At 61.8% G+C, this 571-nt stretch carries 1 protein-coding gene; it reads right to left on the bottom strand.

What is annotated here, in order from left to right:
- Nucleotides 1-571 (bottom strand): group II intron maturase-specific domain-containing protein (locus IAE33_RS24380; protein ID WP_268933281.1); only part of this gene is annotated, 571 nt, incomplete at both ends.

Raw genomic sequence — 571 nt, 5'->3', positions numbered from 1 at the left:
ATGCGACGCCCCCGAGTTCCACCATGGGCCACGACCATTGAACGCCGATTTGCAAGCCCGCTCCTCGCTAAGCCCCAGGCGCATCAAGTTGCGCGCCCTCGTCGAGGGTCGCTTCCATTGGCGCCAGATGGCGCAGCGAAGTTTATGCCTGAGCCAGCTATCCAACTCCTCAAGCGGCCGCTTGCTCTGGCTGAGCTTGAAGTAGCCCGCCCAACCTCGCAGCACAGGGTTTACCTGCTCGATGACGCCTGCCATCTTGCGGCCCCGCGCACCACGTAGCAGCTCCCTTAGCCGGTCGCGTACGCGATCCAGGCTCATCGTTGCCACCCGCAACCTCGGCTGCTGGTGCCAGCTCATGCCATAGCCCAGGTAATCGCATTTCCAGGCCCTTGCGACTCGGCTCTTCTTACGGTTCACCGTCAATTTCAGCCGCTGCTTCAGGAAACGCTCAATACTCTCCATCACCCGCTCACCAGCCCGAGGACTGCGCACATAGATGTTCGCGTCATCGGCATAGCGCACGAAGCGATGGCCCCGCCGCTCCAATTCACGGTCCAGTTCATCGAGCAGG

The organism is Pseudomonas sp. S60 (assembly GCF_016647865.1).
Classification (GTDB): Bacteria; Pseudomonadota; Gammaproteobacteria; order Pseudomonadales; family Pseudomonadaceae; genus Aquipseudomonas; species Aquipseudomonas parafulva.
The sequence above is the reverse complement of the archived record's forward strand: the minus strand, read 5'-3'. Positions and strand labels throughout refer to the sequence as shown.